The following is a 26,372-nucleotide window of genomic DNA, read 5'->3' as shown; positions in this document are numbered from 1 at the left end:
TCAGGCGGCCGCCATCTGCTTGGGGATCGAGCGGTTGGTGTGGCTGATGCGATTGTTCTCGTCGACGTAGACGCAGGTAGGCTGGAAGTGCTCCAGCTCGGCCTCGCTCAGCTGGGCGAACGCGGCGATGATGATCAGGTCGCCCACCTGCACGCTGCGTGCGGCGCTGCCGTTCACCGAGATGATGCCCGAGCCTTCCTCGGCACGCAGCGCGTAGGTGACGAAACGCTGGCCGTTGTCGATGTCCCAGGCGTGTATCTGCTCGTACTCGCGGATGCCCGCGGCGTCCAGCAGGTTGCCGTCGATCGCGATCGAGCCTTCGTAGTGCAGTTCGGCATGGGTGACCGTGGCACGATGGATCTTCGACTTGAACATGTTCAGTTGCATGACGTTCTTTCCCGCAGGGACAGCCTGCAAAGTCGGCAATTATCGAACCGTTGACGTTGCGCTGCAACATCAACGATATCGACTCCAATATGGGTCTGCGTCAGTCGAACAGCAAGTTGTCGATCAGGCGGGTCGTGCCCAGGCGCGCCGCAATCAGGGCGATCAGGCCGTCCCGCTGGCCCTCGGCCGGCTCGGCCAGGTCCTCGGCGCAGCGGATCACCACATAATCGGGCACGAATCCGGCCCGCATCAGGCGTGCCGTGGCGACCTGCTCCAGCGCACGCCAGGCATGGCCGTTGCCGAGCAATTCGCGCATCTTCAGCAAGGTATCGTGGATCAGCGGCGCGCGCGCGCGCTCCTCGGCAGACAGGTACTGGTTGCGCGAACTCAGCGCCAGGCCGTCGTCGGCACGCAGGGTGGGCGCCGACATCACCATCACCGGCAACGACAGATCGCGCACCATCCGTTCGATCACCTTCAACTGCTGGAAATCCTTCTGGCCGAACACCGCCAGATCCGGCTGCACCAGGTTGAACAGCTTGCACACCACGGTCGCGACGCCATCGAAATGACCAGGCCGATGCGCGCCTTCCAGCACTTCGGTGATCTGCGGCACGCGCAGGCTGACGCTGTGTTCGGCGCCGAACGGATAAATCGTGGCCACTTCCGGTGCAAACAGCAGGTCGCAATCCTGTTCGGCCAGCGCGGTCTGGTCCTGCGCCAGCGTGCGCGGATAGCGCTCGAAATCCTCGTTCGGCCCGAACTGGGTGGGATTGACGAAGACACTGGCCACCACCCGGTCGGTGCGTGCACGCGCCAGCCTGATCAGTGACTGGTGACCCGCATGCAGGTTCCCCATGGTCGGCACGAAACCCACCGTCTGGCCCTTGGAGCGCCAGCCGCGAATCGCGGCGCGCAGGGCGGGGGCATCCTGGACGGTCTGCATGGTGCGTTGACTCGCTGATCAGTTGAAACAGTGTTCCGGCGCCGGGAAGGCACCACTGCGTACATCCTCGGCATAGGCAGCGATGGCCGCCGCCACCGAGTCGCGTCCGGCCAGGAAATCCTTGCTGAATTTCGGCCGCTTGCCCGGCGTGATGCCGAGCATGTCATGGATCACCAGTACCTGTCCGTCGCAATGCGGACCGGCGCCGATGCCGATGACCGGAATATTCATCGCGGCAGTGACCCGCTCGCCCAGCGTGGTCGGCACGCCTTCGAGCACCAGCAGGTCTGCACCCGCCGCCTGCACCGCCAACGCCTCGGCCAGCACGTGATCGGCGGCAGCCTGTTCACGTCCCTGGATACGGAAACCGCCGAACTTGTGCACGGATTGCGGCGTCAGTCCGAGATGCGCGCAGACCGGGATCGCACGCGCCGTCAGGGCAGTAATCGCCTCAAGGATATGCGGCGCCGCGCCTTCGATCTTCACCATCGCCGCACCCGCTTCGCCGACCAGCCGGGCAGCGGCTTCCAGCGTGTGCGCGACATCGCGGTCGGCCATGAACGGCATGTCCGCGACCAGCAAGGTGGACGACAGTCCGCGGGCAACCACCGCGGTGTGGTAGACCATGTGATCAAGCGTCACCGGCAGCGTGCTGGCATGGCCTTGCACCACCATGCCGAGCGAATCGCCGACCAGCGCAACATCGACCCCGGCCGCCTCCAGCTGCCAGGCGAAACTGGCGTCATAGGCAGTGAGCATGACGATGCGCCGCCCCTGCGCCTTCATCGCGTGCAGACCCGGCACGGTCACCGGCTTGCGTTCGGGGGTACTGGCGTTTTGCACGTACACGGCGGTTCCTGGGTGGTGGCAGACGCCGATTATCCGGCGCGCTGCGAGCAAGGCTCAAGGCAATCTTTCGCAACCGGCAACATCGAGCCGTGCCAGCGACTCCGCCACCGTCACCTGTCCAGGCAATTGCAATGTCGGCGCAAGATCGTTCAGGGGCAGCAGCACGAAGGCGCGTTCGGCCATGCGTGGGTGTGGCAGAGTCAGCTGCGTGTCGTCGAGTTGCACGCCATCGACATGCAGCAGATCCAGATCCAGCGTGCGCGGCCCGTTGCGCTCGGCCCGCACGCGACCGGCACTCCGCTCGATATCCAGCAAACCGTCGAGCAGCGCGTGCGGCGACAACGTGGTATCCACCTGCACCACGGCATTGACGAACGGCGGCTGTTCCAGCACGCCCCACGGTGGCGTGCGATACAGCGACGAACGCTGCAGCAGGCGGGTGTCCGGCAAGTTCGCCAGCGCGTCCATGGCATCGAGCACGTGTTGCCGCGGATCACCGAGATTGCTGCCCAGCGCGATATAGGCCAGCGTCACACGGAACCCGATTTATCGCCACCCGGCCGGCGCCGGCGTCGACGTAGCCGCGGCGCCTTGCCTGCCACCGGAGCGGCGGGAACATGGTCACTCGCGCTGCCACCACCCGCCGGCAGTGCCGCCGAAAGCACATCCGGTGGCAACTGCTGCGCATGTGCCCACCATTGACCCAGCTCACGCATCGCCGGCGATTCATCCGCGCGCAGCAGCAGGAAATCGAATGCGGCGCGAAAGCGCGGATGGGTCATCAGGCGAAACACGCGCTTGCGTTGAACCTGCTCGAAGCGCGGTTGCAGCGACCAGATCTCCTCCATGGTGAAGGTGAACCGGCGCGGGATCGCCACCCGCTGGCATTGCTCGCCGACCACCTGGGCAGCTGCGCGTGCCCATGCCTCATTGCCATCCTGACCGCGTGCGATCCAGTGATGCGCCACGTCGCGTACTTCGCCCCACAACAGCACGGCGAACAGGAATGCCGGGGTGACCGACTTGCCTTCGGCGACCCGGGCATCGGTATTGGCCAGCCCCTGTTCGACCAGCGAACGCAGGGCCTCGTCGCCACGCCTGAGTGCACGCGCCGTCGCCGGAAACAGGAATTTCAGCAGGCCGCACTGTTCAAGCATGCGGAAACTCTTCAAACCATTTCCGCTGAGGAACATCTTCAGCGATTCATCGAACAGCCGTGCCGGCGCAGCCTCGGCCAGCAAGGGTCCGATGCTTTCGAACGGCGCCATCGCGGCTGCATCGATACTCATGTCGAGCTTCGCCGCCAGCCGTGCGGCGCGCAGCATGCGCACCGGATCCTCGCGATAACGAGTCACCGGATCGCCGATCAACCGCAGCACGCGATCCTCGAGATCCTGCATGCCGCCGACGTAGTCGCGCACCGAGAAATCGCTGATGTCGTAATACAGCGCATTGACGCGGAAGTCGCGACGGATCGCATCCTCCTCGATCGTGCCCCAGATGTTGTCGCGCACGATGCGGCCATCGACGATGTGACGGTCGCCCTCGCCCCCCTCCTCACCCAGCCCGCGAAACGTCGCCACTTCGATGATTTCCGGGCCGAACACCACATGGGCCAGCCGGAAACGGCGGCCGATCAGGCGGCAGTTGCGGAACAGCTTCTTCACCTCGTCCGGTGTGGCGTCGGTGGCGACATCGAAGTCTTTCGGCTGCAGGCCCAGCAGCAGATCGCGCACGGCCCCGCCCACCAGATACGCCGCGTAACCGGCCTCGTTCAGGCGGTACAGCACGCGCAGCGCCGCCTTGCTGATGTTCTTGCGGGAAATGGTGTGCTGATCGCGCGGAATGATCCGCAGCGCCGGTGTGGTGTCGATCCCTGATTCGAGGTTCAAGCGGTCAGAATCCTTGTGCGGCAAAGCCGCCCTGGTGTTCAACGGGTCGTGCTGCCAGCTATCGCAGGAACACGCACGGACAACACTGTTGCGAACGGTAGTACCGGTGCGCGCCAAGCATTGCCGGACGAAACAATTCCGTTATACTAGCGCGCCTCGCAGGATAACGCTCCCTTCGTCTAGTGGCCTAGGACACTGCCCTCTCAAGGCGGGAACACGAGTTCGAGTCTCGTAGGGAGCACCACTACACTGTGCAATCATCCATGATTGCCGTTGTCTGGAAGGGTCTCTGTAAATTGCGGCTCTTGGCCATTGGCCAGACCAGCAGCGGCCATCGATGGCCGCACTCTTCACAAGAGCCTTTCGACCGCCACACTTACAGCTGAATTGCTTCCATGACTTTCGTCGTCATCGACAACTGCATCAAGTGCAAATACACCGATTGCGTCGAGGTCTGCCCGGTCGATGCCTTCCATGAAGGCCCCAACTTCCTCGTGATCGATCCGGACGAGTGCATCGATTGCACCCTGTGCGAACCCGAGTGCCCGATCAACGCGATCTATCCCGAAGACGACGTGCCCGCGGGCCAGGAAGCGTTTGTCGCGCTGAATGCCGAATTGGCGAAGGACTGGCCGGTGATCACCGAACGCAAGGACAGCCCGGCCGATGCCAAGGACTGGGAAGGCAAACCGGACAAGCTCAAGCTGCTGCAGCGCTGACTTCCAGCCACCCATAAAAAAACGCCGCCTTCGAGGCGGCGTTTTTCTGTGTCGGTCAATCGGCCGATACGCTTACTTCTTGCCCAGACTCGACTTCAACGTGTCGATTGCCTTGCCCACAGCCGCAATGGAATCGCTTTGTGCGCGAATTTCGCTGGCAGCCTCGCCACTGCTGCTGACGGTTATCTGGACCTGGTGCGGAGTTCCCACCGTGCTGGCGGAATCACTCTTGTCCCTTCCGAACATGCGCGAGAAGAAGCCCTTCTTCTTTTGCTGGATCGCCGCGGCGGTCACCGTGACCACGTAGCTGTGTGCGGCATCGTCGTGGCTGACAAGCTGCCCCAGAGTCCCGCCTGCCAGCACTTGGCCGACCCGGCTGTAGATACTGTCCACATTGCCGACATGCACAAAGCCATCGGAAACCTGGCCCATCTGGCCGGGGGCACCGCCCACGCTGGCCGTCGCACCGTTGGAGGTCGGCTGGTTCGCGCCAGGCGGCGGTATCACCAGCGCATCGCTGGTCGTGGGACGATCCAGTGTCGGCGGAATCTCCAGCGGCGATTGCTGCTGTGCGGCCTCCCACGCCTTGTGCGAGCGGAACATGCCGCAGCCGGAAAGCAGCAGGCCACCGAAGGCCACAGCCGACACGGCCACGAGGAGCGAGGTTTTCTTCATGTAATGGGATTCCGTGAGTAAGTCAGGCAACCGTTTCAACCGGCCGCAGTCGCCAAGGATGCCAGACTGGACAGCGCTTGGTGCAATCGGGCGCGATCCGGACCGTCGTTCAGTTCAACCAGGGGCAATCTAGGTAACGCCAGCCCCAGCCCCAGCCAGGGCAGCCCCGCCTTGACCGCTATGGGATTCGGCGCGCAGTTGAGCGCCTGCACCAGCGGTTCAAGTGTCGCATGACACCGCGCCGTGGCGGCATGATCACCGCCAGTCGCCACATCGCACAATGCCCGGAACGCCTGTGGTACCAGGTTGGCCACCACCGAGATGGTACCGGCCGCACCTGCCAGCATGGCCTCACCGGCGCTGCCGTCATCGCCGGACAGATAGACGAAATCCGGGCGCACAAGTTCCGCCAGCGCCGAAATCCGCTCGCGATCATTGCGCGCCTCCTTGATTCCGAGGATCGCCGGATGCTCGCGCAGGCCGGCAACGGTCTCCGGCAACAGGTCGCAGCCGGTGCGGCCAGGCACGTTGTACAGCACAACCGGCAGCCCCCCCTGCTCGGCCACTTCGAGGAAATGGCGGCGCAGGCCCTCCTGGGTCGGGCGCACGTAATACGGCGTCACTACCAGTGCCGCATCGGCCCCCAGCGTCCTGGCGCGACGGGTCAAGGCGACGGTCTTGGCGGTACCCGCTTCGCCGGTGCCGGCGATTACCGGCACCCGCCCCGCCACATGTTCCACCGCGAACGCCAGCAGGCGATCGAACTCGTCGTGCTCCAGCATGTGCGCCTCGCCGGTGGAACCCGCCACCACGAGTGCCTGTGTGCCGCCGGCAAGCTGATGGTCGAGCAACCGGGCAAACGCCGCCAGGTCGAGTGCACCATCGGCCGCGAACGGGGTCACCAGAGCGCAGATGCTTCCGCGTATGTTCAAGGCTCGATTCCGCTCCAGATCAAGCTGTACATGTTACTTGCCGCCTCGCGAGACGGGCAAGTAAGCTCGATCGGAGTAATCTCAGTGCTTCCGCATCGCGTGGCCTGCTGCCACAGGTAGAACCCTTGAAACCGACTTCCGTCCCTACTGCCCCGGCTGCCCGGGCAGGCAACGACAACCAGCTGCTGATCCAGGCGCTCACGCCGGCGAACAAGTCGCCGCTGCTGGCTCTGGCCAAGCGGATTGCCGATGCCGGCTGCAACCTGTCCGAGTCGCGCGTGTCGACGATCGGCACGGAAATCTCGCTGATGCTGCTGGCCAGTGGCGCATGGGATGCCCTGGCAAAGCTCGAGACCGCCCTTACCAAGCTGGCTCGCGACGAAAGCCTGCGGCTGGTGCACTACCGCACCGGACCGCGCGAAAACAGCTCGCACCTGCTGCCCTACCTGGTGGAAGTGGTGGCGGCCGACCGGCCCGGCATCGTGTCGCGCATCGTGGAGTTCTTCACCCAGCATGGAATCAGCGTGGAACAGCTCAATTCGACCCGCTATCAGGCGATGCAGACCGGTGCGGAGATGTTCCAGGCCCAGTTCACCATCGGTATCCCGGCGGAGATCCACATTGCCGCGCTGCGCGATGATTTTCTCGAGCTGTGCGATGGCCTGAATCTCGATGCGATCATGGATCCGGTCAAATTCTGAGCATCGCGCGATCGCGCCTTCCTGACAAGGACTGTCATCCGCTGCCGCGCACGCGCTAGTCTTTGTTCCGGGACTACCGAGGAACGTTGCATTGCAGTCACCGTGTCGATCCAATCCGATCGCCTTCTGCGCACCGCCCGCAGCGTTCTCTGTCAGCCGCCCCCCGAATCCTCCATTCCACAACCATGCACAGCGGCTCTTCATCGCTATGCAGGAGTAGTCATGCCCGAAATCGGCAAGAAGGCCCCTTCGCTCAGCGGCATCACCGGCGACGGCAGCACATTGAAACTCGCCAGCCTGAAGGGTCAGTGGATCGTGGTGTACTTCTACCCCAAGGACAGCACGCCCGGCTGCACCAGCGAGGCGAAGGATTTTCGCGACCTGTACGCGCAGTTCCGCAAGCGCCATGCAGAGGTCATCGGCGTGTCACGCGACTCGGTAAAATCGCACGCAAACTTCGCAGCGAAGCAGGAGCTGCCGTTTCCGCTGGTTTCGGATGCCGACGAAACCTGGTGCCAGGCATTCGATGTGATTCACGAGAAAGTGCTTTACGGAAAACGTTACCTCGGTGTCGTGCGCAGCACCTTCCTGATCGATCCCGCGGGCAAGCTGGCCCACGAATGGCGCGGGGTGAAAGTACCTGGCCATGCCCGGACCGTGCTCGACGCCATCCCTGCCCAGTGACCAACCCGCTGTTCAAGGCCTTCATCCGCACGGTGCGCCGGCAGCCGACCGGCAGGACACATCGTGACTGCACCTCCGTGGCCAGCCATGCGCCACGGCTCCTTCACCTTCCCACCAGCGAGGACACTTCCGCATGACCGGAAGCAAGCGCATCTACGCTCTCGACACCAACGTCCTGCTGCACGACCCGACTTCGCTGTTCCGCTTCGAGGAGCACGACGTCTTCATCCCGATGACTGTGCTGGAGGAACTGGACGAAAAAAAGAAGGGCGCCTCGGAAGTTTCACGCAATGGCCGCCAGGTCAGCCGCTTCCTCAACGAACTGATCGAACTGGGCAAGCAGCATGACCTGGGCGAAGGGCTGGAACTGAGCAATCCGCAGGGCATCAAGCTCAAGCGCGGCGGTTCGGTCGGCCGGCTGTACTTCCAGCACCGCACCACCAGCAACGGTCACACCAAGGCCGACAACCAGATCCTGTCCGCAGTGATCGAGCTGCGCGACCAGAACCCCGATCGCGCGGTGATCCTGGTCACCAAGGACATCAACCTGCGGATCAAGGCGAGCATCAACGGCATCGTCGCCGAGGACTACGAAAACGATCGCGCGCTTGATGATTTTTCTTTGCTCTATACCGGTTCCACCGAGCTGAGCGAGGACTTCTGGGACCGGCATCCGGAAGTGCAGTCGTGGACCGAGCGCGGGCGCACGTTCTACAAGGTGGATCGTCACGAGGAAGAAAACTGGCATCCCAACGAATGCCTGTTCCTGCCCGGCGAGAACAGCGTCGAGCTGCGCGTGCTGCATCTCGACGATACCAGCGCCACGCTGGTGCTGCTGGATGATCATTCGCATGCCAACCACCACGTCTGGGGCATCGGCGCACGCAACCGCGAGCAGAACTTCGCGCTCAACGCGCTGATGGACCCGGACGTCGACTTCGTCACCCTGCTCGGCAACGCCGGCACCGGCAAGACCCTGCTGGCACTGGCCGCCGGCCTCGCGCAAGTGATGGACCAGCAGCGCTACCGCGAGATCATCATGACCCGTGCCACCGTCTCGGTGGGCGAGGACATCGGTTTCCTGCCCGGCACCGAGGAAGAGAAGATGACGCCGTGGATGGGTGCGTTGACCGACAACCTCGAGGTTCTCGCCAACCCCGAGGATGGCGGCAGCTGGGGCCGCCAGGCCACCAACGACCTGCTCGCCTCGCGCATCAAGATCCGCTCGCTCAACTTCATGCGCGGGCGCACCTTCCTGAGCCGCTACCTGATCATCGACGAGGCGCAGAACCTCACCCCGAAGCAGATGAAGACCCTGATCACCCGCGCCGGTCCCGGCACCAAGATCGTCTGCCTCGGCAACGTCGAACAGATCGACACGCCCTACCTCACCGAAACCACCTCCGGCCTCACCTACGCGGTGGACCGCTTCAAGCAGTGGGAGCATTCGGCGCATATCACCCTGCGCCGTGGCGAACGCTCGCGGCTGGCGGATTTCGCGGCGGAGTCGCTTTAAGCTCGACAGCATGCAACGTGCGCAACCACCCATCGCCCTCACCATCGCCGGCTCCGATTCCGGCGGTGGCGCGGGCATCCAGGCCGATCTGAAGACCTTTCACGCACATGGCGTACACGGACTTTCCGCGATCACGGCCATCACTTCGCAGAACACCCGCGACATCGGCGCCGTGCATGCGGTGCCGTTGACGCATATCCGCAGCCAGCTGGCCGCATTGTTCGACGACTTTCCGATTGCCGCGGTGAAAACCGGCATGCTCGGCAGTGCGGCGATCACCCGGCTGGTGGCGCGCGAAATGTCGGCGCGCAAACCGGCCTGGCTGGTGGTCGATCCGGTGATGATCGCCACCAGCGGTGCGCGCCTGCTGGATGAAGAGGCGGTCGAGGTGTTGACCGAAGAGTTGATCCCGCTGGCCGATATCCTCACCCCCAATCTTCCGGAAGCCGAGGCACTGCTCGGGCGCCCGATCAGGACCGCCGCACAATGCGATGCTGCCGGTGAAGCACTGCTGGCGCTTGGTGCCGGCGCCGTCCTGCTCAAGGGTGGCCACGGCAGAGGCAGCGAGGCGGTGGATCGCTACTACGATGCCCGCGGCGTGCTGGAACTGCGTCATCGACGCCTGCCGCTGGAAGGCCATGGCACCGGCTGCACCCTGGCCTCGGCGGTCACCGCCGAACTTGCCTGCGGCCGTTCGCCGCGATCCGCCGTACGCCGTGCGGTTGCCTATGTGCACCGCGCGCTGCAACGTGGCTATCGCCCCGGTGGTGGTGGCGCCCACGTGTTGCGACACTGAACGCCAGCACGGCTCTTGATGAGGAAGGCAGGGGGCAAGCGAGTAGAATGGCGCCTCTGACCGCTCCGCCATGGCCGTACCCGTCGACATGATCCTTGCTCCCCGCCTCGTCCTGCTGGCGCTGTTCGCCTTCTTCGCGCTATGCGTGCTGCTGGTGCACCTGCGCGGAAGAGTGCGACTGCGTTTCGATCGCCAGCTGGTCGATCACTCTGCGGTGTTCGCGCCGTACAACCTGCTGATGTATGCGTTCTCGGCGGTGCCGGCCAGGCCTATCCTCGATCGCCGCGGCTTCCCGCAGCTCGATCTGCTGCAGGCGAACTGGCAGGCCATCCGCGACGAGGCCACCCACCTGTTCGACGAGGGTTATATCCGCGCCGCCGCAAAGAGCAACGACGCCAGCTTCAACAGTTTCTTCAAGCAGGGCTGGAAGCGTTTCTACCTGAAATGGTACGGCGAACCTCTGGCCTCGGCCGAAGCGCTGTGCCCGCAGACCGTAGCCCTGCTGAAGTCGATTCCCAGCGTGAAGGCGGCGATGTTCGCGCTGCTGCCGCCGGGCAGCAAGCTCAACCCGCACCGCGATCCGTTCGCCGGCTCGCTGCGCTATCACCTGGGTCTGATCACACCTAATTCGCAGGACTGCCGCATCTTCGTCGATGGCGAAGAACACGCCTGGGGTGATGGCAAGGACGTGGTGTTCGACGAGACGTATGTGCACTGGGCCGAGAACAAGACCGAACAGACCCGGGTGATCCTTTTCGCCGATGTCGAGCGACCCTTGCGCACGCGCTGGATGAATACGATCAACCATCGGGTCGGCGCGTTCATGGGCAAGATCACCGCTTCGCCGAATACCGAGGGCGAAGCGGAGAAAACCGGCTTCGTGAACCGCCTGTTTGCGCTCAGCCAGCGAAAGCGGGGTGCTGGCCATGCGTTCAAGGCGGTGTTCAAGACCCGCTACAAGAAGCTTTACAAGGCCTGCAAATACCTCGGCATCCTGTTGATGATCTGGCTGATCTTCCTGGCGCCGTGGCCATTCTTCCGCTGAGCTGTCACATCGGATGATCCCCGTGCGTCCTTGATGCGTACCTCGCCGGAGAACGCCATGGATTCGCCTACCGCCCTGTTCCAGCAACACCGACCACGCCTGTTCGGGCTGGCCTACCGCATGCTCGGTACGCCCACCGATGCCGAGGATGTGCTGCATGACACCTGGTTGCGCTGGCATGCACAGGATATTGACGCGCTGGATGACGCCGAAGCATGGCTGGTCACCGTGACCACACGCATTGCACTCGACCGCCTGCGCCGCGCCAAGACCGAGCGTGCGCACTATCCTGGCCCATGGCTGCCGGAACCGCTGATCGTCGATTCCGAACAGCCCGAGGCCCAGCTCGAACGCGCCGAAAGTCTGACTCTCACCTTCCTGTTGCTGCTGGAGCGGCTGAGTGCCGAGGAACGCGCCGCCTTCCTGCTGCGCGAGGTGTTCGACTACAGCCATGCCGAAACGGCCGCGATGCTCGACATCAGCGAAGATGCCTGCCGCCAGCGCGTGCACCGAGCAAAGCAGCGGTTACGCGAGGATCGTCCGCGCCAACCGATGAAGGTGGATGTCGGCACCCAGCGCCGCCTGCTGGAACGCTTCGTGCAGGCCTTGCAGCAGCCGGACACGGAAACCCTGCGCGCCCTGTTTGCCGAAGATGCGCTGCAAGTGTCCGACGGCGGCGGCCTGGCACGGGCCACCCTGCATCCGCTGCACGGTGCCGAGCGGCTGGCACGGCTTTACATGCAGATCGCGTTGCAGCAGAACCATCTCGGCGTGCGCCACGAGATCCACCAGCTCAACGGCACGCCGGCCCTGTTCAGCTGGTACGGCGACACGCTGATCGCAGCCAGCTGGATCGACGACGACGGCGAGCGCATCACCGCGATGCATGCATTGCGTCACCCCGGAAAACTCGCCCGGCTGGCGGCTGTCACGAAATCGGCGATGTCCACGTCCTTGCATTGAACGGCCAACCCCGGCCGCACACTGCAAGGAAAATCCCATGCCCCGTTTCAACATCAACAAACGCCTTAACGCCGTGAAGCCGCTGTTCGCCCTAAGCGAATACGTCAAGAACTGCGGTCTCGAACAAAACCTGATCGAACTGGTGCTGATGCGCGTCTCGCAGCTCAACGGCTGCGCCTATTGCCTAGACATGCACAGCAAGGACGCCCGCGCCGCCGGCGAGACCGAGCAGCGCCTGTATTTGCTGCAGGCCTGGCGCGAAGCGCCGTTCTACAGCGCGCGCGAGCGTGCCGCGCTGGCCTGGTGCGAGGCGGTGACCCGGCTCGACCCGATCCACGGCGTGCCGGACGAGGTCTACGAACAGACCCGCGCCGAATTCAGCGAAGAACAGTTGATCGACCTCAACATGGCGGTCGTCCTGATCAACAGCTGGAACCGCATCGCCATACCGTCGGTGGCGGACGTGGGCAGCTACCAGCCGGCGAAGCACTGACGATCCGGCCATGGCCTCGATCAGGTTGTACCGCCACCCGGACTGCGCGAAGTGCGCACGCTATGCACGGCTGCACCACCGGCTCGATTGGCTTGGCCGCTTCGAGGATGCCACGGGCGTCTCGCCCGTGGGTCCGCTGCGCCTGGGCGAAGTCGTGGTGCAGGATCTGCGCAGCGGCACGACCTTGCGCGGGGCCGCCGGGTTCGCCCTGCTGTGCCGGCAGATCCCGGCCTACTGGCCTCTGCTGCCGTTGCTGCGGATTCCCCTGCTGCGCCGGCGCATCGAACGCGAGTTGCGCGGCTGCGACGACAACGGTTGTGCGGTGGACTGAAGTCCGAGCCGGCCGGATGGCACCCCTGCCATGCGCCGGCGCCGTACGATTCCGCCGAACCGGACGATCACCCACCCGCGTACTGCCCATGCTGAGCGCCCCGACAACACGACCCGGCGGATCACCATGGCCATGCGCTTGCTCAAAACCATCCTCGTCACCCTGCTCGTCCTCCTGCTTGCCGCAGCCCTCTGGGTCGGCACCATCGGCAAGAACCTTTTCCGTACCGCCACCGGCTCGGTCAGCCGCTCGCTGTGCGCGGCGGCGTTCGTGTCGCAAGTCGATCCGCAACAGACATTCCGGGAGGAACAGCTGCCGCTGATGCGCGGCATTGGCTGGGCGATCCACTACGAGGTGGATCGCGCCCGGCGCGAAGTGCGCAGCACGATGCTGGGCGACTTCACCGCGCGGGCGGTCTACCGTGACGGACTCGGCTGCCTGCTCATGCATGGCGACGGTGCCGTACCCGAGGCGGCCGGCTTCAAGCCTGCCCCGATCGCCGGTGCCTACCCGGCGACCGTGGTCGAACCAGGTGACCCGGCGATCCGCCACGCACTCGACCACGCCTTTGCCGAACCCGACCCGGCCCACCCGCGGCTGACCAAGGCGGTGGTGGTATTGCACGACGGCCAGCTGATCGCCGAGCGTTACGCTCCCGGCTATGGGCCGGATACACCGATCTACGCCCACTCGCTGACGAAATCGGTGGTCAACGCCTTGATCGGCATCCTGGTGCGCCAGGGCAGGCTACGGCTGGACCAGCCCGCACCGATCGCCGCCTGGCGCGCACCGGCGGATCCGCATCGTGCCGTCACCGTCGACCAGTTGCTGCGCATGGACAGCGGCCTGCCGTTCGACGAGACCGAGGATGCGCTCAGCCCGATGACGCGCATGCTGTTCCTGGAACCCGACATGGCCGGCTATGCCGCGAAGATGCCGCTCGCCCATCCGCCCGGCACGGTCTGGGGTTACAGCAACCTCAGCTATCTCCTGCTCGGGCGGATGATCCGCGATGCAGCCGGCGGCCATGCCGTCGATGCCGAGCGCTTCGTGCGGCGCGAGCTGTTCGGACCGCTGGGCATGCGCAGCGCCGTCATCGAGACCGACGCCACCGGCACGCCGGTCGGTGCGAGCAACGTCTATGCCTCGGCACGTGACTTCGCCCGTTTCGGCCAGCTCTATCTCGACGACGGTGTGGTCGACGGCCACCGCATCCTGCCGGAAGGCTGGGTCGCCTACAGCCATTCGCAGACACTCAAGACCGGCTATGGCGCCGGCTTCTGGACCAACCTGGTGGACAAGGGCAGCGTGCCGGTCTGGGATGCGCCGTGGGGCATGCCGCAGTTGCCGAAGGACATGTACTACGCACGTGGCGCGTTCGGGCAATACGTGGTGATCGTGCCTTCCGAACGCCTGGTGGTGGTGCGCATGGGCATCTCGATCAACTACGGCACAGGCATCGAGGACATGATCGCCGCGATCATCGCCGCCCTGCACCACCAGCCGCAGGATCGCGCTGCCGCCGCGACAGCTACGAGGTGATCGTTGCCGACTTGCGGTAGCTGCTCGGGGTTTCGCCGACCTGCCGCTTGAAGGCGGCATTGAAAGTGGACTTGGAGGTGAAGCCGCAGTCGTAGGCAATGTCGAGGATGGTGCGCGCGTCGTCGCGATCGGCCAGACAATGGCGCACCGCCTCGACGCGCAGGCGGTTGATGTAGTCCCAGAAACTGCCACCGAAGCGCCGGTTGATCACGGTCGACACCAGGTACTCGGGATAACCGCTGCGCTTCGCCACCTGACCAATGGTGAGCGCGGGCTCGCGGTAGAGCGCGTCGTCACCTTGCATCAATTGCGACAGACGCGCCTCCACCGCGGGGAAGCGCGCATCGTCGACATCGGCCGACTGCCGGCTCGCTCCGGTCGTGTCGGACACCGCCGGCTCGTTCACCACCGGCGCCTGATTCAGGCTGAACCAGCCCACCACGCACACCCATGCAGCGATGGCACCGAACAGCAGGCGGTAGTCGATACCCGGCACCGTCGCCAGCCACTGCATTGTCGCGATGATCCAGATGACGACCTGGCAGCCGGCCATGACATCGATCCAGCGCAACGACATGCGATCGGCATCCGATCGGCGCTCGCGCAGATGACGGCGGTAGCGGTGCACGCGTACCAGCGCGGCCGCCACGTACGACAGGCTGTACACGAACAAGGAAATGTCGAACCACGAACCGATGGTCTTCTCGCCGCCCACCCAGCGGGAAGACAGCGCCTGCATCTGTGCATCGCTCATCAGCAGAACATGCGCATTCAGCACCAGCATCACGCCAAAGCCAAGCAGATGCACGCCGTCGCGCAAACGGAAACCACGGGCGTCGATCAGCGCGCGCACGTAGACGAAGAACAGACTGCCGTACAGAAACGGAAACAGCGCGACGAACCGGTACGCCCTGAACCACTCCGGCAGCAAGGTATCCCAGTAGATCGCCTTCACCGCCAGATCCACACCGGTCAGCGCGACCCACACCGCCAGCACCCGGTTCGCCTCGGAATTGACCGGCCGTCGCCACAATGCCAGTGCCAGCAGCGCGGCCTGCAGCGCAGCGGCGATGTAGACAAAGACCCAGACGACGTAGGCGTGATTGCTGGCGACTTCTGGCATCAAGGAAATCCCGGTGTCCCATGGCAATGCCGCGTATCGATGCGAGCAAACTCATCAAGCGGCAACGTGATTGAAAATCCTAACGGCTCGGCCCTTGTTGATCCAATGAAAAAGCCGCGGCAAAACCGCGGCTTTTGGTGACGACAGCCAACGGGTTCAGGCTGTCAGACGGCGCACGATGGCGTCGGCGAAGCTGTCCGTGCTTCCCTTGCCGCCGATATCCGGCGTCACGCTGGCGCGATCGTCGGTCATGGTGGCACGGATCGCCTGGCGCAAACGGTCGCCCTTGGCCACCATGTCCAGGTAGTCGAGCATGTCCGCAGCGGCCAGCAGCAGCGCGCACGGATTGGCTATGCCCTTGCCGGCGATGTCCGGCGCCGAACCGTGCACCGCCTCGAAGATCGCCGCGGTCGTGCCGATGTTGTCGCCCGGCGCCAGACCCAGCCCGCCGACCAGGCCGGCGCAGAGATCGGACAGGATGTCGCCGAACAGGTTGGTGGTGACGATCACGTCGAACTGCTCGGGCTTCATCACCAGCTGCATGCAGGTGTTGTCCACGATCATCTCGTTGAACTCGATCTGCGGATATTCCTTGGCGATCTCGCGTGCCACGTTGAGGAACAGGCCCGAACTGGTCTTCAGGATGTTCGCCTTGTGCACCGCGGTGACCTTCTTGCGGCCCTTCTTCACCGCCAGCTCGAACGCGTAGCGCACGATGCGGCTGCTGCCCTTGCGGGTGTTGCGGGCGACCGATTCGGCGATCTCGCCGTCGGCGGACAGCGTCTGTCCCTCGGAGCGGTACGCGCCCTCGGTATTCTCGCGCACCGTGATGATGTCGATGTTCTCGTAGCGCGACTTGGTACCCGGGAAACTGATCGCCGGACGCACGTTCGCGTACAGGTCGAAATGCCGGCGCAGGGTCACGTTGATCGAAGTGAAGCCGTCGCCGATCGGCGTGGTCAGCGGACCTTTCAACGCCACCTTGTGCTTGCCGATCACATCCAGCGTGGACTGCGGCAACAGCTCGCCGTGCTTCTCCAGCGCGACCATGCCGGCGTCGACGAAGTCATAGGTCAGGCCACAGTCCAGCGCGTCGAGCACGCGCAGCGTGGCAGTCATGATCTCCGGGCCGATGCCATCGCCCGGGATCACGGCAATCGTCTTGCTCATGGGGGAACTCCTTGAACGGAAACTAACGAGCAGCGCATGCGGCGGGGAAGCAGGCACACGCTGAAAACCGGTCAATTATCGCCGATGCGCTGTCACGCGAACAGTGCAGGCATCCCGCAAGGCGTTGAAAATACTCGCACGCAGCATGGCAAAAAAGCGCACGGTGGTTGCGTGCCGTGCAGCACACGGCTGGCTGCCGCACAAACTTTCGTCAGGCGTGGTCGGTGCAGCCCGCGGCATCCGCGGCGGTGCCGGATTCCAGCTGGTCGAGCAGATCCACCGCACGGCGCAGATGCGGGATCACGATCGAACCGCCCACCACCAGGCCCACGCTGAACACCTCGAAGAACGCGTCGCGCTCGACGCCGGCTTCCTTGCACTGGGCCACGTGGTAGCTGATGCAGTCGTCGCAGCGCAGTACCAGCGAGGCGACCAGGCCCAGCATCTCCTTGGTCTTCACGTCCAGCGCGCCGGCCTTGTAGGTCTGCGTGTCCAGTGCAAAGAAGCGCCGCACGACCTGGTTGTCCTCGGCCAGGATGCGCTCGTTCATGCGCTGGCGGAACGCGGTGAATTCGGCGAGACGGTCGCTCATGCGGTCTGCTCCAGCAGTTGCGCCAGCTTGCCGCTGCGATCGGCCGCCACCAGCTCGTCATAGCCACCCACGAACTGGTCGTTGATGAAGATCTGCGGCACCGTGCGGTGCCCACCGCTGCGCGCCAGCATGGCGTCGCGCTGGGCCGGGTCCGTATCGACGCGCACCTCGCTCCACTCCAGCCCCCTGGACTTGAGCAGGTTCTTGGCGGCCACGCAGTACGGGCATACGGCGGTGGAATAGACCTCGATCTTCGACATCACGACAACTCCGCAACAGCAGGTAGAGACCTGCCCAAGATGGGGCGCGCCGGCCGGCAACTCAAGCACTGAACCCGGGCCGCCGGCGGTGGTCACAGTGCTATTGTCACCTACCCATGACCATGACACCACGACGACCCGTCCCGCGCCTGTTGGCGGCCTTGATCACCGCCACGCTGACCTGTGCCGCCAGCGCGCAGCAGGACGTGCGCCTGCCGGACCTGGGCAGTTCCGCGAACGCGCTGATTTCGCCGCAGGAGGCACAGGATTACGGCGACGCCATGCTGCGGCAGATGCGTGCGCTGGACATGGTGGTGGACGATCCCTTGCTGGACGACTACATCAACGACCTCGGCTACCGGCTGGTCGCCAACTGCGACAAGCCGAAGGACCATTTCGCGTTCTTCATCGTGAAGGACCCGGAGATCAACGCGTTCGCCGCGCCGGGTGGCTATATCGCGGTGAACTCGGGGCTCATCACGATCACCCAGAACGAAAGCGAGCTGGCCGGCGTGATCGCCCACGAGATCGGCCACATCACGCAAAACCATCTGCAGCGCGCGTTCGAGGATTCGAAGAAGGATGCGCCGCTGATGGCGCTGGTGCTGCTTGGCGCGATCGTTGCCGGTGCCGGCAGTCGCGGCGACGCGCCGATGGCGGTGCTGGCTGGCGGCCAGGGCCTGATCGCGCAGAAATCGATCAACTTCACCCGGCACGACGAGATCGAGGCCGATCGCGTCGGCATCCAGACACTGGCCAATGCGGGTTTTGATCCCAACGCGATGGCCGGTTTCTTCGAACGGATGGAAGACGCCATGAGCGCCGGTGCCGGTGGCGAAGACGTACCGGCACTGCTGCAGACCCATCCGGTGACCACCGCACGCATCAGCGATGCGAAGTCACGCGCCGGCGCCCTGATCGCCGCACAGAAGCTGCGTCCGGCCGGCAACACCATGGATAGCAGCCAATGGGGAAAGATCACGGCACCGATCCCCTTCCTCAAGGACCCTTCCGCACTGGGTCGGTCGCTGGCCTCGGCTGATCGCAAGGACACCTGGGCATTCATGCGCGAACGCGTTCGCGTGCTGGCGGGCGACGCCCCCAAACTGGCCATCTACTACGCGTCCAGCCTGCAGACCCAGCCGGGTTTCGACACCGTCGCGAACCGTTACGGTTATGCCCTGGCGCTCACCCGCAGCGGCCGCGGTGTGCAGGCGGTGGAACAATTGCAGCCCCTTCTGAAGTCACGCCCGGACAACCTGATCCTGCGGCTGGCACTGGCCGATGCGCGTCTGCAGGCCGGCCAGCGTGCCGCGGCCATGGCCATCTACAGCGGCCTCAATGCGCAGTCGCCGCGCAATCGCGCCGTAGCCCTGGCTTATGCCGAAGCACTCACCAACGGTGGTGACACGGCCCAGGCCAGCCAGGCGGCAGACCTGCTGCGGCCTCTGCTGGACAACGCCAGCGAGCCCGAGATCTACAGCGCCTACGCCCGCGCCAGCGACAAGGCCGGCGACAAGATTCGCGCCGGCGAGGCCTTTGCCGACGCCAGCTATTACTCCGGCCGCCCGTTCGACGCGATGGAGCAACTCAAACGCCTGCTCAAACGCGACGACCTGGACTATTACGCCCGGGTGCGCATCCAAGCGCGCATCGCCGAACTGACCCCGCTGGTGCTGGAACTGCACAAGCGCCGGATCAGGACCGACGACCGTCCGGATGGCCAGCAGTGGCAGCAGCCGGGCGCCTGCAGCGGAAGAGTCTGCTTCGGCCTCGACGCCGGACCGGGTGCCGCCGACCTGGCGCATCCGTGACACCGCGCTTGCATGGGTGTCATCGACGCGTAACATTAGTGCGCTGCAATATCTTCGTCACAAGCCACCGGCGGACCACGGCGTGCACAAACGCATCCTGATCGTTGAAGACGAAGCATCGATCCGCGAAATGATCGCTTTTGCCCTGCGCAAGGCCGGTATGGACGCAATGCAGGCCGCCGACGCACGCGCCGCCCAGCTGGCGATTGCCGAGCAGGTGCCCGACCTGATCCTGCTGGACTGGATGCTGCCCGGCACCAGCGGGCTGGAACTGGCCCGCCGCCTGCGCAAGGAAGAGCTCAGCCGCGAGATCCCGATCATCATGCTCACCGCGCGCGGTGAGGAGATGGACCGCGTCAACGGCCTGGAAGCCGGTGTCGACGATTACGTGGTGAAACCGTTCTCCACCCGCGAGCTGATCGCGCGGATCAAGGCCGTGCTGCGGCGCAGCCAGGGCGACGACGGTTCCGGCATGGTCGAGCTGGGCAGGCTGCGTATCGACGGCCCGGCGCATCGGGTCTTTGCCGGCGACGAGGCGGTGCCGATCGGCCCGACCGAATATCGCCTGCTGTATTTCTTCATGACCCATCCCGAACGCGTCTATTCGCGCACGCAACTGCTCGACCACGTATGGGGCGGCAGCGTCTATGTGGAGGAACGCACCGTCGATGTGCATATCCGCCGCCTGCGCAAGACACTGGAGCCGTGGAAACTCGAGGACATGGTGCAGACCGTGCGCGGCACCGGTTACCGCTTCTCGCTGAGCGCCTGAGCTGCGCTACGGGCTTGCGGTACGTCCGGCTTTTGCCGATGCTGGGTCCCCGCCACCCTGAGCCCACCGGCACTCCGTCCGCATGGCCCAAGCTGCAACATTCCCCTGGAAATGGCCTGCTGCGCTCGCGGCAGCCCTGCTTGCGGGCGGGTTGCTGGGCTGGCTCGTTCATGGGCACGTCGCCAGCGGGGTGGCCCTGGTCGCCATGGCGGAAGTCGTCTTGCTGCTGACCCGAATCCGTCATCAAACGCAGCCCATGATGGCAGCACCGGCTTCCGCCAGCCCTCTCCAGCATGACCGTTTCATGACGCGCTCCCGTCGTATTGCCTCCAGTCTGCGCGACCTGCGCAACGCCGCCAGCCAGTTGCCGGATGCCGTGGTGCTGCTCGACCAGGATCAGCACGTGCGCTGGTTCAATCACGCCGCCGAGGATCTGCTCGGGCTGCGCCGACCGAAGGATCGTGGCGTCGCCCTGCAGCAGCGGCTGGCCACCTCGGATCTGTCCGACTGGCTGCGTGATGGAGCCCAGGAACCGCTCAACGACGTGGCTGCCCCAGGCCATGCAAACAGCCAGCTCAATGTCAGCATGCTTCCCTTCGGGCGCCGCCAGCAGTTGCTGCTGGCGCGCGACATCAGCCATCTGAACCGGCTGGAGCAGGTTAGGCGCGACTTCGTCGCCAATGTTTCGCATGAGCTGCGTACGCCGCTGACGGTGATCCACGGCTACCTCGAACTGATCGATCCGGAAGATGTGCCCGAACTGGCGCCGGTGCTGGGCGAGATGCGCGCGCAGTCGAAACGGATGGGCCAGATCGTCGAGGATCTGCTTGCCCTGTCCCGGCTGGAAACCCAGCACCAGATCGTCGACGAGCGGGTACCGATGGCGCCGCTGCTGGCCACCGTACGCAAGGAAGCCGAGGCACTCAGCCAGGGCCGCCACCAGATCACCCTCGAGTCTACCGCCGAGGCGGATCTGCTCGGCTCACCGAAGGATCTGCACAGCGCGCTGTCGAACCTGGTCAGCAACGCGGTGCGCTATACCCCGACTGGCGGCAGCATCACCATCCGCTGGCAGCGCACGCCCGACGGCGCGTCGTACTCGGTCATCGATACCGGTTTCGGCATTCCGGCGTCGCATCTGGCCCGGCTCACCGAACGCTTCTACCGGATCTCCTCCAGCCGTTCGCGTGACAGCGGCGGCACCGGGCTCGGCTTGTCGATCGTCAAGCATGTGCTGAATCTGCATCAGGCGCAGCTACGGATCGAGAGCACGCCCGGCGCTGGCTCGACGTTTACCTGTCATTTCGGTCATGCACGATTGCTGCCACCCGGTGGTGGCGACGAGGGTTGAGCGCTGCGGCGTTTCCTTGGCCTGCGCTTCAGAGCCTGTTCAATGTCTCCACGTGGCCCGCGTTGTCCTCGCCTGGGCGCTAGGTGGTCGTGCGTGGCGCAGCAGCTACCTGGCCCGGTAGCTCAAGCCGCGCGCGGGCGCATGGCGCCCAGGCGAGGACAACCCGAAGGGCCGGGTCTGTTTGCCCACATGCCAGCGTCATCACTCGGTCGTGGACGGACGTCCACTCCTTCCTTCTTCCTTGGCCTGCGCGCAAACAGCTCCCGGCGCGGGCCACGTGGAGACATTGAACAGGCTCTTAAGCCAGAATGAAGCATGCATCATCCATCCCCTGCCTCGCCCAGCGAACCTGACCTGACCTCCCCCGGCCTTTACTTCAGCCGCGAACTGGCCGCGCTGGAATTCAATTTCCGCGTGCTGGCGATGGCGCGCGATCCTGCCATACCGCTGCTGGAGCGGCTGCGTTACCTGAGCATCGTGGCGAACAACCTCGATGAATTCTTCGAGGTGCGGGTGGCGATGCTCAAGCACCACCATGCCTATGGCTCGGCCGCACCAGGGCCGGACGGCTTGCCTTCCGGCGAACTGCTGACGCGGATCCGTACCCGTGCGCTGGACCTGGTCACCGAGCAATATGCCTGCTGGCACGAGCTCGGCCCGCAGCTCGACGCCGAGCGCATCCATGTGCTCAACCGCAAGCGCTGGAATCCGCGTCAGCGGCGCTGGCTGCTGGGCTATTTCGAGCATGAGGTGCTGCCGGTGCTGTCGCCGCTGGGACTGGACCCGGCCCACCCGTTTCCGCGCATCCTCAACAAGACGCTGAACATCGCCGTGGTGCTGAAGGGGCGCGACGCATTCGGCCACGAGGGGCACATGGCACTGGTGCGGGCGCCCCGTTCGCTGCCGCGGATCATCCGCGTACCGGCCGAGGTCAGCGGGCCGGGCGAGCATTTCGTGTTCCTGGCCGAACTGCTGCAGGCCTTCGTCGACCTGATGTTTCCGGGCTTCAAGGTGGTCGGCTCGTATCAGTTCCGGGTCACCCGCAACAGCGAGCTGATCGTCGAGGAAGCCGAGGTCGAGAACCTGGCGCTCGCGCTCAGCGAGGAGCTGGTCGGCCGCGGCTATGCACGGCCGGTGCGGCTGGAGATCGCCAACGATTGCCCGCAGGCGATCACGACGATGCTGATCCAGAACTTCCAGCTGGAAGAAGGCGACGTGTACCGCTGCGATGGGCCGGTCAACATCATCCGCGCCGGACTGATCTACGACTGGCTCGACCGACCGGAACTGAAGTTCCCGCGCTTCAATCCGCAGCTGCCAACGGCACTGGAAAGCGGCAGGAACAAGTTCGACCTGATCAGCCAGCGCGACGTGCTGCTGCACCACCCGTACCAGAGCTTCGCCGCGGTGATCGACCTGCTGCGCCAGGCTACCGCCGACCCGCAGGTGCTGGCGATCAAGCAGACCCTGTACCGCGCCGGCGAGGACACCCCGCTGGTCGACCTGCTGGTGGAGGCCGCGCGCCATGGCAAGGATGTCACCGTGGTGATCGAACTGCGCGCGCGTTTTGACGAGGAAGCCAACATCCGCCTGGCGACCCGGCTGCAGGAAGCCGGCGTGCAGGTGGTCTACGGCGTGGTCGGCTACAAGACCCACGCCAAGATGATGCTGATCGTGCGGCGCGAAGGCGAGACGCTGCGACGTTACGTGCATCTGTCCACCGGCAACTACCACCAGATCAACAGCCGCAGCTATACCGACATCGGACTGATGACCGCCAATGAGGAGATTGGTGAAGATCTGCACAAGATATTCCAGCAACTGTCGGGACTGGGGCCGATGATCAAGCTCAAGCGACTGCTCCATTCACCATTCACGCTGTACACCAGCGTGCTCGCCAAGATCGAGCGCGAGACTGCCCATGCACGTTCGGGCCGGCCCGCGCGCATCGTCGCCAAGCTCAACGCACTGAACGAGGCGCATGTGATCGAAGCGCTGTATCGCGCCTCGCAGGCCGGTGTGGAGATCGACCTGATCGTGCGTGGCGCCTGTACCCTGCGGCCCGGCCTGCCCGGCATCTCCGAGCGCATCCGCGTGCGCTCGATCATCGGGCGCTTCCTCGAACACAGCCGCGTGTACTGGTTCGCCAACGACGGCGATGCCGAGATCTACTGCGCCAGCGCCGACTGGATGGAGCGCAACCTGATGCGGCGGATTGAAGTGGCGTTTCCCATCCTCGATCCCGAACTGGCGGCACGCGTATTCGAGGAAACCCTCGCCAACGGACTGGCCGACAACACCCAGGCATGGTTGCTTGACAGCAACGGCCGCTACGCACGCGCGCAGCCCGGCGACAACCCGCCATACAGTGCGCAGCAAGGCCTGCTCGAACGGTTCTGCCCGTGAGCCGGCCCATCGTGAGGCAGCATTTCATCCATCTCGCGCGTGCCTGCGGAAACCCGCACCACGCCATTCCCGGAGCATTGGCGTGAGTGCTGCCGAACAGACACCGATCCGCGATGGCGAACTGATCGCCGCGGTGGACATGGGCTCGAACAGCTTCCACATGGTGGTGGCGCGCATGGAGCACGGCGAGCCCCGGGTGATCGACCGGCTGCGCGACACCGTGCGGATGGCCGCCGGTTTGCGCGCCGATGGCACGCTGGACGCCGAGCGGCGCGCACGCGCGCTGAACTGCCTGGCCCGTTTCGGCCAGCGCATCGCCGGCCTGCCCTCGATACGGGTGCGCGCCGTGGCCACCAACACGGTGCGCCGGCTGGCCTCGCCCCAGGTCTTCCTGACCGCCGCCGAAGCGGCGCTCGGCCATCCGATCGAGGTCGTGTCCGGTCGCGAGGAAGGCCGCCTGATCTTCCTCGGCGCCGCGCACGACCTGCCCGCTTCGCGCGAGCCACGGCTGGTGATCGACGTCGGCGGCGGCAGCACCGAATTCATCATCGGCCGCGGACTGGCGCCGCTGCATACCGAGAGCGTGCAGGCCGGCTGCATCGCCTCGACCCTGCGCTTCTTCCCCGGCGGCAAGCTCAACCGCAAACGCTGGCAGCGCGCGCGCAGCGAGATCGGCGTGCTGCTGCAGCAGTTTGCCGAGGATTACCGCGAATCGGGCTGGCAGGATGCCTTTGGTTCGTCCGGCACCGCCAAGTCGATCGGCGCGGTGGTGCAGGCGATGAAGTTTTCCGATGACGGCATCACCCCGACCTCGCTCGCCGCGTTGCGCGACGTGCTGATCGAGCATGGCCAGGTCGACACGCTCAAGCTGCCCGGCCTGGTCGAGGATCGGGCACCGGTGATCGCCGGTGGCGTGGTGATCTTCGAGGCAGCGTTCGCCGCGCTCGGCATCGAGCGGATGCGCGTATGCGAAAGCTCGATGCGTGAAGGCCTGCTGTGGGACCTGCTCGGCCGCGCCGGCGGCAGCGACCCGCGTACCGCCAGCATCGATGCACTGGCCACCCGCTACGGCGTGGACCGCGCCCAGGCGCGTCGGGTGGAGTCGACCGCATTGATGCTGTTCGACCAGGTCGCCAAGTCCTGGAAACTGGACGCCGACGCACGCGAGTGGCTGTCGTGGGCATCGCGCGTACACGAGATCGGCCTGGCCATCGCGCACAGCCAGCATCACCACCATGGCGCCTACATCCTGCGCAATGCCGACCTCGCCGGCTTCTCGCGACAGGAACAGCAGTTGCTGGCGGCCGTGGTCGAGATGCACCGACGCAAACCGGATCGGGCGGCGCTCATGGCGCTGCCACAGCGTTACCGCCAGCTGGCGCGCTACACCACCGCGCTGCTGCGCCTGGCCGTGCTGTTCCGTCGTGCCCGCCGTGCCGAGTCGTTGCCGCCGATGCGCCTGGCCGCCAACAGCAAGTCCCTGCGACTGAGCCTGCCGATCGCCTGGCTGGAACAGCATCCGCTCAGCGAGGCCGACCTGCAGCAGGAACAGGCGCCGATGGCCGAGCTGGGTTTGAGGCTGGAACTATCCGCCAGCTGATCGCTGTTGCGGGCTTCTGAACCACGCCGCGCCGTGGCCGCGTATCATGTCCCGACGTCCAGACTGTCGAAGCCCATGCTCAAGTCCCTGCTCGCCATCCTCCTGCCGATCCTGTTGGCAACCCTGCCACTGACCCTGGCGGCACAAGCCGCCAAGCCGGCCACCGCCGCGACCGCATCGCCAACGCCCCAGGTACTGCTGCATACCTCGCAGGGCGACATCACGCTGGAGCTGTATCCGGACAAGGCGCCGAAGAGCGTGGCCAATTTCCTGCAGTACGTGCGCGACGGCTTCTACGACGGCACCCTGCTGCATCGGGCCATTCCCGGGTATCTGCTGCAGGGCGGCCTGTATACACGCGACCTGCAGCCGAAGCGCACGCGTCCGGCCATCGCCAGCGAAGCCGACAACGGCCTGTCCAACCTGCGCGGCACCGTGGCGGTGGCGCGCGGTGCCGATCCGAATTCCGGCACTTCGCAGTTCTTCTTCAACCTGGTCGACAACCGGCGACTGGATTTCGTCGGCAACCAGAGCGGCCTGACCTGGGGCTATACCGTGTTCGGCAAGGTGATCAAGGGCATGGACGTGGTCGACAAGATCGCCGCCCTGCCGACCCACGCGCTCGGCCCGTTTGCCGGCGACGTGCCGAACCCGCTGGTGCTGATCGAGAGCGCGCATGTGATCGGCGAGGAAGCGTCTCCTGCCCCGGCCAGCAGCGCCAAGTCGCCTGCCGCAGCGACACCGGCAACCGTCAAACCGGCGACCAAGCCGGGCCGGAAACCCGCCAAGCCCGGCAGCAACGGCTGAGCGTCG

The 26,372-nt window shown here is 65.1% G+C and carries 27 protein-coding genes and 1 tRNA gene; 17 read left to right on the top strand and 11 right to left on the bottom strand.

The window, feature by feature from the left end:
- The 5 genes from panD to pcnB form a co-directional block, all read right to left on the bottom strand.
- Window positions 1-387, bottom strand: coding sequence for an aspartate 1-decarboxylase (gene panD / locus ACYVKM_RS06355; RefSeq protein ID WP_460876758.1), 387 nt, complete (start codon window positions 385-387; stop codon window positions 1-3).
- A 100-nt stretch (window positions 388-487) separates the two neighbouring features.
- Complete coding sequence (gene panC, locus ACYVKM_RS06350; protein ID WP_460876756.1) at window positions 488-1,333, bottom strand: pantoate--beta-alanine ligase; 846 nt, start codon at window positions 1,331-1,333, stop codon at window positions 488-490.
- Between the two features lie 18 nt (window positions 1,334-1,351).
- Window positions 1,352-2,182, bottom strand: a complete 831-nt coding sequence (panB, locus tag ACYVKM_RS06345) for a 3-methyl-2-oxobutanoate hydroxymethyltransferase (RefSeq protein WP_460876754.1) — start codon at window positions 2,180-2,182, stop codon at window positions 1,352-1,354.
- Window positions 2,183-2,236: 54 nt separating this feature from the next.
- Window positions 2,237-2,716, bottom strand: a complete 480-nt coding sequence (gene folK / locus ACYVKM_RS06340; RefSeq protein WP_460876753.1) for a 2-amino-4-hydroxy-6-hydroxymethyldihydropteridine diphosphokinase — start codon at window positions 2,714-2,716, stop codon at window positions 2,237-2,239.
- Window positions 2,713-4,074: a polynucleotide adenylyltransferase PcnB gene (pcnB, locus tag ACYVKM_RS06335; protein ID WP_460876751.1), complete on the bottom strand. Its 1,362-nt coding sequence runs from the start codon at window positions 4,072-4,074 to the stop codon at window positions 2,713-2,715. Before pcnB ends, folK begins: the two co-directional genes overlap by 4 nt.
- 168 nt (window positions 4,075-4,242) lie before the next feature.
- Between pcnB and ACYVKM_RS06330 the strand changes: the two genes are divergently transcribed.
- Both ACYVKM_RS06330 and fdxA read left to right on the top strand, forming a co-directional pair.
- Window positions 4,243-4,318: transfer RNA gene (locus ACYVKM_RS06330), tRNA-Glu, on the top strand.
- A 151-nt stretch (window positions 4,319-4,469) separates the two neighbouring features.
- The gene (gene fdxA / locus ACYVKM_RS06325; protein WP_077442435.1) at window positions 4,470-4,793 is read left to right on the top strand and encodes a ferredoxin FdxA; all 324 of its coding nucleotides are present in this window, start codon (window positions 4,470-4,472) and stop codon (window positions 4,791-4,793) included.
- Between the two features lie 72 nt (window positions 4,794-4,865).
- Here fdxA and ACYVKM_RS06320 read toward each other — a convergent pair whose 3' ends face one another.
- A complete protein-coding gene (locus tag ACYVKM_RS06320; RefSeq protein WP_460876749.1) occupies window positions 4,866-5,468 on the bottom strand; it encodes a hypothetical protein in 603 nt (200 codons plus the stop codon).
- 35 nt (window positions 5,469-5,503) lie between these two features.
- Window positions 5,504-6,400, bottom strand: a complete 897-nt coding sequence (gene dapA / locus ACYVKM_RS06315; RefSeq protein ID WP_460876747.1) for a 4-hydroxy-tetrahydrodipicolinate synthase — start codon at window positions 6,398-6,400, stop codon at window positions 5,504-5,506.
- A gap of 125 nt (window positions 6,401-6,525) precedes the next feature.
- Between dapA and ACYVKM_RS06310 the strand changes: the two genes are divergently transcribed.
- The 9 genes from ACYVKM_RS06310 to ACYVKM_RS06270 all read left to right on the top strand — a co-directional run bounded on the left by ACYVKM_RS06310 (window position 6,526) and on the right by ACYVKM_RS06270 (window position 14,471).
- Entirely contained in the window at window positions 6,526-7,101 is a 576-nt protein-coding gene (locus ACYVKM_RS06310; RefSeq protein WP_460876745.1) for a glycine cleavage system transcriptional repressor, read from the top strand.
- A 222-nt stretch (window positions 7,102-7,323) separates the two neighbouring features.
- Window positions 7,324-7,785 (top strand): peroxiredoxin, encoded by a 462-nt coding sequence (locus tag ACYVKM_RS06305; protein ID WP_460876743.1) that lies wholly within the window; start codon window positions 7,324-7,326, stop codon window positions 7,783-7,785.
- Between the two features lie 133 nt (window positions 7,786-7,918).
- Window positions 7,919-9,301: a PhoH family protein gene (locus tag ACYVKM_RS06300; protein WP_460876741.1), complete on the top strand. Its 1,383-nt coding sequence runs from the start codon at window positions 7,919-7,921 to the stop codon at window positions 9,299-9,301.
- Between the two features lie 10 nt (window positions 9,302-9,311).
- The gene (thiD, locus tag ACYVKM_RS06295; protein WP_460876739.1) at window positions 9,312-10,097 is read left to right on the top strand and encodes a bifunctional hydroxymethylpyrimidine kinase/phosphomethylpyrimidine kinase; all 786 of its coding nucleotides are present in this window, start codon (window positions 9,312-9,314) and stop codon (window positions 10,095-10,097) included.
- 88 nt (window positions 10,098-10,185) lie between these two features.
- Window positions 10,186-11,142 (top strand): aspartyl/asparaginyl beta-hydroxylase domain-containing protein, encoded by a 957-nt coding sequence (locus ACYVKM_RS06290; protein WP_460877791.1) that lies wholly within the window; start codon window positions 10,186-10,188, stop codon window positions 11,140-11,142.
- Window positions 11,143-11,199: 57 nt separating this feature from the next.
- Window positions 11,200-12,105 carry an RNA polymerase sigma factor SigJ gene (sigJ, locus tag ACYVKM_RS06285; protein ID WP_460876737.1) on the top strand — a complete coding sequence of 302 codons (906 nt, stop codon included), beginning with the start codon at window positions 11,200-11,202 and terminating at the stop codon, window positions 12,103-12,105.
- A gap of 37 nt (window positions 12,106-12,142) precedes the next feature.
- On the top strand, window positions 12,143-12,598 hold the full coding sequence (locus ACYVKM_RS06280) for a carboxymuconolactone decarboxylase family protein (RefSeq protein WP_460876735.1): 456 nt from the start codon (window positions 12,143-12,145) through the stop codon (window positions 12,596-12,598).
- Between the two features lie 10 nt (window positions 12,599-12,608).
- A complete protein-coding gene (locus ACYVKM_RS06275; RefSeq protein WP_460876733.1) occupies window positions 12,609-12,929 on the top strand; it encodes a hypothetical protein in 321 nt (106 codons plus the stop codon).
- 132 nt (window positions 12,930-13,061) lie between these two features.
- Entirely contained in the window at window positions 13,062-14,471 is a 1,410-nt protein-coding gene (locus ACYVKM_RS06270; protein ID WP_460876732.1) for a serine hydrolase domain-containing protein, read from the top strand.
- Here the strand turns inward: ACYVKM_RS06270 and ACYVKM_RS06265 are convergent.
- The 4 genes from ACYVKM_RS06265 to grxC form a co-directional block, all read right to left on the bottom strand.
- On the bottom strand, window positions 14,461-15,594 hold the full coding sequence (locus ACYVKM_RS06265; protein ID WP_460876730.1) for a helix-turn-helix domain-containing protein: 1,134 nt from the start codon (window positions 15,592-15,594) through the stop codon (window positions 14,461-14,463). The two genes, ACYVKM_RS06270 and ACYVKM_RS06265, sit on opposite strands and share 11 nt — an antisense overlap.
- A 156-nt stretch (window positions 15,595-15,750) precedes the next feature.
- The gene (locus tag ACYVKM_RS06260) at window positions 15,751-16,764 is read right to left on the bottom strand and encodes an isocitrate dehydrogenase (protein WP_460876729.1); all 1,014 of its coding nucleotides are present in this window, start codon (window positions 16,762-16,764) and stop codon (window positions 15,751-15,753) included.
- A 211-nt stretch (window positions 16,765-16,975) separates the two neighbouring features.
- The gene (locus tag ACYVKM_RS06255; RefSeq protein ID WP_460876728.1) at window positions 16,976-17,356 is read right to left on the bottom strand and encodes a carboxymuconolactone decarboxylase family protein; all 381 of its coding nucleotides are present in this window, start codon (window positions 17,354-17,356) and stop codon (window positions 16,976-16,978) included.
- Window positions 17,353-17,616 carry a glutaredoxin 3 gene (gene grxC / locus ACYVKM_RS06250; RefSeq protein WP_460876726.1) on the bottom strand — a complete coding sequence of 88 codons (264 nt, stop codon included), beginning with the start codon at window positions 17,614-17,616 and terminating at the stop codon, window positions 17,353-17,355. The genes ACYVKM_RS06255 and grxC overlap by 4 nt, the downstream gene beginning before the upstream one ends.
- Window positions 17,617-17,732: 116 nt before the next feature.
- Here grxC and ACYVKM_RS06245 point away from each other — a divergent pair, with 116 nt between their 5' ends.
- The 6 genes from ACYVKM_RS06245 (at window position 17,733) to ACYVKM_RS06220 (ending at window position 26,366) form a co-directional block, all read left to right on the top strand.
- Window positions 17,733-19,430, top strand: a complete 1,698-nt coding sequence (locus tag ACYVKM_RS06245) for a M48 family metalloprotease (protein ID WP_460876725.1) — start codon at window positions 17,733-17,735, stop codon at window positions 19,428-19,430.
- An 82-nt stretch (window positions 19,431-19,512) separates the two neighbouring features.
- Window positions 19,513-20,202 (top strand): phosphate regulon transcriptional regulator PhoB, encoded by a 690-nt coding sequence (gene phoB / locus ACYVKM_RS06240; RefSeq protein WP_077442663.1) that lies wholly within the window; start codon window positions 19,513-19,515, stop codon window positions 20,200-20,202.
- Window positions 20,203-20,284: 82 nt separating this feature from the next.
- Entirely contained in the window at window positions 20,285-21,553 is a 1,269-nt protein-coding gene (phoR, locus tag ACYVKM_RS06235) for a phosphate regulon sensor histidine kinase PhoR (RefSeq protein WP_460876723.1), read from the top strand.
- A gap of 315 nt (window positions 21,554-21,868) precedes the next feature.
- Window positions 21,869-23,959 (top strand): polyphosphate kinase 1, encoded by a 2,091-nt coding sequence (gene ppk1 / locus ACYVKM_RS06230; RefSeq protein WP_460876721.1) that lies wholly within the window; start codon window positions 21,869-21,871, stop codon window positions 23,957-23,959.
- Between the two features lie 82 nt (window positions 23,960-24,041).
- On the top strand, window positions 24,042-25,559 hold the full coding sequence (locus ACYVKM_RS06225) for a Ppx/GppA phosphatase family protein (protein ID WP_460876719.1): 1,518 nt from the start codon (window positions 24,042-24,044) through the stop codon (window positions 25,557-25,559).
- Between the two features lie 75 nt (window positions 25,560-25,634).
- Entirely contained in the window at window positions 25,635-26,366 is a 732-nt protein-coding gene (locus ACYVKM_RS06220; RefSeq protein WP_460876718.1) for a peptidylprolyl isomerase, read from the top strand.
- Window positions 26,367-26,372: the final 6 nt, after the last annotated feature.

Source organism: Rhodanobacter koreensis (assembly GCF_054782855.1).
This window is presented reverse-complemented; position numbering and strand designations above follow the sequence as displayed.